Here is a 7,128-nt window from a genome sequence, read left to right on the forward strand (position 1 = left end):
TAACTGCGCCCTTTTGAGGAAAAAGGGCAATAATAGAGGGGATTTTGTGGTCAAATAGAGGCTGTTTCGGCTTTTGACACGGAAAATTTTCCTCATATAATTCCGCTTGTTTAAATACCAGGGTTTTTAGAGGTTACCTTCAGAGGATATATAGCAGATCTTGCGGATAAGCTTCTTGAAATGGGTGCGTCGGAAACGGGAATAATCGCAGCCGATACCTTTGACTATGAAATTATCAGCAAAATTTATGACAGGTTTGACGATCTCACATTATGTGTGGGATTAAAGCCCGACGGAAATAACCGTATGAACGTAATTGCCTCCGTCAGTGAAGCAATTGCGGCAGATACAAGCGACGAAAAACAATTCGGCAGACTGAAAGAAATTGCCGCAGCCCCCACGCTTCAGATGATAAGCTTTACAATAACCGAAAAGGGCTACGCAATATCCGATATGAACGGTGAATATTTCCCCATTGTAAAAAGCGACATTGAAACAGGACCCAAAGCACCCAAGCACGCTATGTCCATAGCTGCCTCACTTGTATATGAAAGATTTATGACCTGCAAAAAGCCTGTTGCCCTTGTAAGCATGGATAACTGCAGTCATAACGGAGAAAAGCTTAAAAATTCGGTGCTTGCCATTGCAAAGGAATGGCATAAAAAGGGCTTTGTGGGAGAGGATTTTCTTGAATTTCTTAACAATGAGAAAATGGTTTCATTCCCATGGAGCATGATCGACAAAATAACTCCCCGCCCCGATAAAAGCATAATGGAACAGCTGCAAAAGCTTGGTGCAATTGATATGGAGCCGATAATCACAGGCAAAAATACATACATCGCTCCCTTTGTAAATGCAGAGATACCGCAGTATCTTGTCATTGAGGATTCCTTCCCCAACGGCAGACCCGCACTCCAAAAGGTCGGGGTATATTTTACAGACAGAGAAACTGTAAACAATTCCGATAGAATGAAGGTCACGACCTGTTTAAATCCGCTGCATACTGCCCTTGCCATATTCGGCTGTCTCCTTGGTTTTACAAAGATCTCCGATGAAATGCAGGACGATGATCTCAGAATGCTTGTAGAGGCTCTGGACTACAAAGAGGGCATTCCCGTTGTTGTTGACCCGAAGATAATCGACCCCATGGATTTTATAAAGGAGGTTTTGTGCGAAAGACTTCCAAATCCCTATCTTCCCGATACCCCGAAGAGAATTGCAACCGACACAAGCCAGAAGCTTGCCATAAGATTCGGCGAGACGATCAAGGCATATGAAGCACAGGAAAAGCAAAGTCAGCTGAAATACATACCCCTTGTAATTGCAGCATGGCTCAGATATCTTATGGGTATAGATGATGCGGGAAATGAAATGGTGCTTAGTCCCGACCCCATGTCAGAAAAGCTCCGTGAAGCGTTGTCGGGTATTAAAATGGGCGAAAAAATCAACGACAGAACAAAAATTGAAGATATCCTTCGCAACAAGATCCTGTTCGGTACAGACCTTTGCAGCAACGGTATGAGCGCAAATATTATTGAACTCTTTGAAAAAATGCTCAGTGAAAACGGCATGGTAAGAAAAACACTACCTTCCTATGTAAGTGAGTGATTCTGTTCATGCTAAAAAACGCCCCCTCCGCCAACAAAGACGGAGGGGATAATTTTACCTTATTCAAGTGTAAACGATCTGAGCATTGAATTGCCGCTGCCCTTGAAGGTGAGGTAAACCGAATTAACACCATCGGGGAGACTTATATCCGAGGTGTATGTTTCCCAGACATTGCTGAATTCCACTTTTATCTCACCGAGGATATCGCCGTCCCATTTGGTTCTCACCTGGTATATGCCCTGAGCATATCCTCTTGCAGTAACGGATATCCTGTTGACATTATGACAGTGGAAATATTTGAATCCCGCAGTAGTGCCGTCGGTGATATTGCCGATATAGCCTGTTTCCTCGTCACCGTCCCTGCCGTCCTGCATGATCTTTGGAGCACCCTCTTCACCGAGATATAATGAGTGCTTAGGAGTGAAAAGATTGCAGGCAAGGTATGCGGGATATTCGCCCTTTCCCTCAAGAGGACCGCCGTTAAGTCCGCAGGAGGTCATTTCCGCCTGAGTAAATGAGCCGTCAGCATTAAGCTCCAGCCTTTCCGCACAGCCCTGTCTGCTGTACCATGTGCCGTTAGTGTGACGGTGATAGAAAATATACCAATCATCATTTATCATGACAATGCTTCCGTGATTGTTTGCACCCATTGCCATAGGCAGCTTGGCAGGCTTATAGCTGTCGATATGCAGATCGGTGTTGCTAATAAGCACGCCGCCGTACTTGAAGCCCTCAAGAGGATAGTCGCTTACGGCATAGCAAAGCTCGTGCATTACCTCGGAGGAGTAGATAAGATAATATTTTTCTCCCACCATTCGGATAGAAGAAGCCTCAAAAAAGGCGTGTCCCTCAAACCCCGTGCCGCTGCTGTATTCGCACCCGGGGATAACAGTAACAGGCTCGGATATAACGGTGAGCATATCCTTGTCAAGTACCACAGCCCGTGAGCCTGTCCTGCTCTTATCACCCTTGCCGCAGAAGCCGCTGTAAAGATAGGTGTTGTCCCCCTCGGTAATAACACCGGGGTCAAACTGCGGTTCGTCTCCCTCACGTTCCCCAAGCCTTGTTCCGTCGGGATAATGAACATATCCGTAAAACTCATATTTTCCCGCAGGAGTGTCGCAGACAGCAACAGACATGACCTGCACCTTGTCAAGAACATAGTAAAGATAGTACCGTCCGTCAGGTCCCACGGTCACATCGGGGGCATAAAGACACATCTTCCCCTCCTTGTTCATAGGGTCGTCACATCTGCCGTAAATAACGCCCTCGCAGCGCCAGTCACCCAAATCGTCAACGGGCGCAGACCAGCACATATAGTCACCCATGCAAAAAACATATCCGTTAAAAAAATCGTGAGAGCCGTAAACATAAACTCTGTCCCCGAATACATAAGGCTCGCCGTCGGGAATGTATTCCCAGCTCGGCAGATAGGGGTTAAATGCAGGTGTTTTACTCATTTTGTTTTTCCTCCCATCTCTCTCATAACAGCTTCGTTTGTCAGGAATGAAACAAACTCGCTTTCGGCTTCGGCGGACTTTGCACCCTCAGATGTAAACAGCATTTCAGCCCTTTTATCCTCGGTGTATTTATCCCATTTTGGCAGTGCCTCACCGTTGCTGTCCTTACCGTTGGGGTCGCCCGTTTTAATAAAGTTTATCCAATAGCTGCTCATTTGCCTTGCAAGGTCGTAATGTCTGCCCGTATATGGTCTGGTGCATTTTGCAATAGTGTCAAAGAAAAACCACAGATCAACCGAATGGAATGTGCCCGGGTCATCGTCTCCGGGAATATCGGGCATGAAACGATAATAATAGCAGTCACGGGGGTCATTCAGTCTGTTTTCACAGATAAAAGCGGATTTTACACCGATCTCGGGGTGACTGACAGCCCCATAACCGCACCACGATCTTTTCACCGCTTCTTCAAAGCCCAGGAACTTATCCGCATCATCACCGAAATATGTTGTTGCTTTATTTCTCAGTTCATTGATATCCTCCGCCTTGATACCCTCAATAAATTCGTCCCCCGTATTTCCTGCCATAACGGGAACACGCACACGTTCTCCCGAATAAAAGGCTTTCATAGCGTCACCCTTGCAGAATTTATCGTCCTGAACAATACAGAACATAACATTCCTCACACCTCTGAATTCGGAATATTTACTTCTTACAAAAGCGGCATCAAGCTTTCTTGCCTCTTCAAGTGTGGAAACGCCCATAAAGCTGAAAAGCTCCTCCCCAAGCTTCTCTGCCTTTTCAAGCGGGAGAGGAACAAAAAAGGGATTTGTCTCATAAGGACTGCGGAACATTCCGCTGAGTACAACGGCTTTGTTGAAATTCCCCTCATTATCTCTGCAAGCCATCTGAGCAAGAACACTGCCGCCCCCCGCAGACTGCCCCGCAATGGTGATATTCTCGGGGTCGCCGCCGAAGGAAGCGATGTTTCTTTTTACCCAGCGCAAACCTACCTGCTGGTCAAGGCTGCCGAAATTGCAGGGAGCATCGGGCTGAGCTGCAGTAATTTCAGGGTGAGCAAGAAAACCGAACGCACCCAGACGATAGTTGACGGTAACGACAACAACACCCTGTCTTGCAAGACGTTCACCGTCAAACTCCATTTCCGAGGTATATCCCCACTGATAACCGCCGCCGAAAAACCACACAAGAACAGGCAGCCTTTCATCGGTGCTCTTTGCATTTGTCCATACATTAAGATAAAGGCAGTCCTCGCTCATGGGAATTTCGGGGTCAACGTGCCATTCACGGCAGTAAATATCCGTACCGAGTCCCGGAACGTCCTGCATAGAAATCGGCGCAAAGGCATAAGCGTCAAGGATACCTTCCCAGCTTTTGCATGGCTGAGGAGCACGCCAACGATTTTCTCCTGTGGGCGGCGCAGCAAAAGGTATACCCTTAAATGCTGTAACTCTGGGGTCGGCAGCGGGAAGCCCCCTCAGCTTGCCATTTTCTGTTTCTGCAATTCTTATAATAAGTATCATCTCCGAACCAAAATGAATTATTGCAAATATATTACCATATTGAACTCAGTTTTTCAAGAAAAAATGTGCGGAATATTTAGTATTATTGTTCATTTTTTGCGATATGAGAATAACAATAAGTGATACATCACAATTATTGATAGTTAAAAAAGCAATAATCGAATTGCGGCACTTGTTTTTTTATGCTATAATTTTTTCAAAGGATATGATGATCGTATGCTAAAGCGAATGGAAAACTACATAAAGAGCGTTATGGAGTGGACAAGCGAAAATTACCCCGGACTTATCAGCGCATGGGACGTAGTTAACGAAGCCGCAGCAGACAACGGCGGCATGAGAAAGAGCCTTTGGTACGAAACTATCGGCGATGATTATATCGCAAAGGCATTTGAATTTGCCCGCAAGTATGCTCCCGAGGGCACAAAGCTCTTCTATAACGACTACAACAGCTACATGACAGGCAAACAGAAGGATATCCTTGCATTTTTAAAACCCATTGCAGAAGCAGGAAACATTGACGGAATGGGTATGCAGACTCATATCAATACGAACACAGGTCCAACCCTGTACATGATCGCTCTGAAAAAATATCATGAGGAGCTGGGTGTTGAGATACACATAACCGAGCTTGATGTGGGAACACAGAAAAACGGCGACTGGGAAAAGGTTCAGGGAGATTATTACAGAGATTTTATGCAGAGACTTGTTGAGCTTAAAAAAGAGGGCGTTCCCATATGATACGGAGATGGATGAAAGAGCAGAAATTACGATTTTGACAGCGGACAGCCGCAACGCACAAAACAGCTTTGAATCACCGACAGCGGTTGTACCGAACAAGACAGAGATCGTAGCTTCAAAGGATTGCACCATTTTGGTAAAGCAGCATTCTATAAATGTTTTAAGACATAAAATGATTAAAAAATGATGTGGTGCTATTTCCCATAAAGCACCTGCTTTGCCTGACTATGTGAGTGATTTCATAAGCGAACAATATTCATATCATATTTATCTTCTCATGCAGCTTATCTGCCAACCCTCTAAGTTCCGTTTCCCAATCAAGAAGCTGTACAGAATAAGCCATTATCTCAGAAGTGGGGCTGTCATCGGACAGCCCTCTTTTCATTATAAGAGCCTTTTCCTTTAGTTCATTGAAACGCACGTTGTACTGCTCAAGCAGCTCAGGACATTTTTTTAGCTTGCGTTTTTGGTTGTTGGTATTGTTGTAGAACTGAGTGTAAAGGCATTGCACATCGCTTTCGGCGTTCTTTATGCGATTTTCCTTTGTCCATTCTCTCTTGTGAACGTTACGGCACTCCTGACTGCAAAAATCGGAATTGTTGGTCTTGTCCTTGATAATGAGCTTTCCGCAGATCGTGCAGTTTGAAACAATGCGGTTAGCCTGTTTAAGCATATCAACGTAAATGCGGAGAACGGCAAGAAACGAGTCATCAGCTACATAGGCGGTCTGCCAAGTGCCGTTGAGGTGCGTGTAATAGATATGTACCGTCAGATCGGTGGGCGAAGCGTTTATCTGTTCGGGAATGTTCCAATACCGCACATTTGATTCGGGAACAGTAGGCAGATTACGGAACGGCAGGAGCATATCCGATACGCAGGTGTTGAACTGTTCAGCAAATCGAGCTGCCGATTTTTTCATCGAGGACATAAAAACGTGCCATTCGGAGCTGAGCGTCTTGTGGTTGTACTGATAATTCGTCAGTATAAAGAAAATCATAAAATTCAGAAGCATATTGCCCTTGCTTGAACTGTCATACAGTTTGGCGAGGGCATTTATATATTCCTCCGCAGATTTGTTGCCCTGTCCTTCACTGATAATACCGCATAAGCCGTTGGCACAGTCAGCGAGAGTCTTCATTTTGCCATCTTCCTCAGATTGAGCAAGATCGTTCATCTCATCAACAAGGCTGCCGAGCTTGCGGGTACGAACTTCAATTTCAGGACTTTCTATGCCGAGCGTAAAAAATGCTTTCAGCCTAACAGGACTTCCGATAGCGATAATCTCCTTTTCATTCGGAACATCGAAGCTTATCCCGATAGATGCCGTCTTATCCTCTGCAATTATGTTCTTTATGTTCAATATGTATCCTCCATTTTGTTGATTGTGTGTTTATTCTTTCTGTTAGTCACATTATACAATAATAAGCCCGATTTGTCAAGCAAGTCAGACAAAATCAATCAGTATCAAAGTGATTGACAGGGCATTTGCAATCGATTGACTGCCCATCACCCTACAAATTTGTCACAAAGGCGAAAATCGGTGATATAATGTCGGTAACGAAATCGCAGAGGAGGTGAAAACAATGGAGGACAGAAAGAACGGCACACCCGAAATTCTCTCCGCAAAGGACTTGCAGGATATGGGATTTTCACGTTCTATGTCATATGCCCTGTTCAATCGTGAGGACATTCCCGTAATACATATCGGTAAGCGTAAGTTTATCAGACGGGAGAAATTCTTTGAGTGGCTTGCGGAGCAGGAGAGAACGGACAGGGATTGA

Annotated in this window: 6 protein-coding genes; 3 read left to right on the top strand and 3 right to left on the bottom strand. The window is 45.1% G+C overall.

Annotation, left to right across the window (positions count from 1 at the left end):
* Positions 1-180: 180 nt before the first annotated feature.
* The gene (locus ACR0QN_RS13710) at positions 181-1,608 is read left to right on the top strand and encodes a mannitol dehydrogenase family protein (protein ID WP_432651786.1); all 1,428 of its coding nucleotides are present in this window, start codon (positions 181-183) and stop codon (positions 1,606-1,608) included.
* 59 nt (positions 1,609-1,667) lie between these two features.
* Here ACR0QN_RS13710 and ACR0QN_RS13715 read toward each other — a convergent pair whose 3' ends face one another.
* On the bottom strand, positions 1,668-3,068 hold the full coding sequence (locus ACR0QN_RS13715) for a family 43 glycosylhydrolase (protein ID WP_432651787.1): 1,401 nt from the start codon (positions 3,066-3,068) through the stop codon (positions 1,668-1,670).
* A complete protein-coding gene (locus ACR0QN_RS13720; protein WP_432651788.1) occupies positions 3,065-4,609 on the bottom strand; it encodes a carboxylesterase/lipase family protein in 1,545 nt (514 codons plus the stop codon). Before ACR0QN_RS13720 ends, ACR0QN_RS13715 begins: the two co-directional genes overlap by 4 nt.
* A gap of 216 nt (positions 4,610-4,825) precedes the next feature.
* Between ACR0QN_RS13720 and ACR0QN_RS13725 the strand changes: the two genes are divergently transcribed.
* The gene (locus ACR0QN_RS13725) at positions 4,826-5,347 is read left to right on the top strand and encodes an endo-1,4-beta-xylanase (RefSeq protein WP_432651789.1); all 522 of its coding nucleotides are present in this window, start codon (positions 4,826-4,828) and stop codon (positions 5,345-5,347) included.
* 256 nt (positions 5,348-5,603) lie between these two features.
* Here the strand turns inward: ACR0QN_RS13725 and ACR0QN_RS13730 are convergent, their stop codons facing one another.
* A complete protein-coding gene (locus ACR0QN_RS13730; protein ID WP_432651790.1) occupies positions 5,604-6,707 on the bottom strand; it encodes a hypothetical protein in 1,104 nt (367 codons plus the stop codon).
* A 223-nt stretch (positions 6,708-6,930) separates the two neighbouring features.
* Here ACR0QN_RS13730 and ACR0QN_RS13735 point away from each other — a divergent pair, with 223 nt between their 5' ends.
* Positions 6,931-7,128 carry a hypothetical protein gene (locus ACR0QN_RS13735; RefSeq protein ID WP_432651791.1) on the top strand — a complete coding sequence of 66 codons (198 nt, stop codon included), beginning with the start codon at positions 6,931-6,933 and terminating at the stop codon, positions 7,126-7,128.

This window comes from Huintestinicola sp. (genome assembly GCF_050874005.1).
In the GTDB taxonomy this organism is placed as follows: domain Bacteria; phylum Bacillota; class Clostridia; order Oscillospirales; family Ruminococcaceae; genus Huintestinicola.

Coding starts and splice junctions, on each gene's coding strand:
- ACR0QN_RS13710 (WP_432651786.1), top strand. CDS start 181: ATGGGTGCGTCGGAAACGGGAATAATCGCAGCCGATACCTTTGACTAT.
- ACR0QN_RS13715 (WP_432651787.1), bottom strand. CDS start 3,068: ATGAGTAAAACACCTGCATTTAACCCCTATCTGCCGAGCTGGGAATAC.
- ACR0QN_RS13720 (WP_432651788.1), bottom strand. CDS start 4,609: ATGATACTTATTATAAGAATTGCAGAAACAGAAAATGGCAAGCTGAGG.
- ACR0QN_RS13725 (WP_432651789.1), top strand. CDS start 4,826: ATGCTAAAGCGAATGGAAAACTACATAAAGAGCGTTATGGAGTGGACA.
- ACR0QN_RS13735 (WP_432651791.1), top strand. CDS start 6,931: ATGGAGGACAGAAAGAACGGCACACCCGAAATTCTCTCCGCAAAGGAC.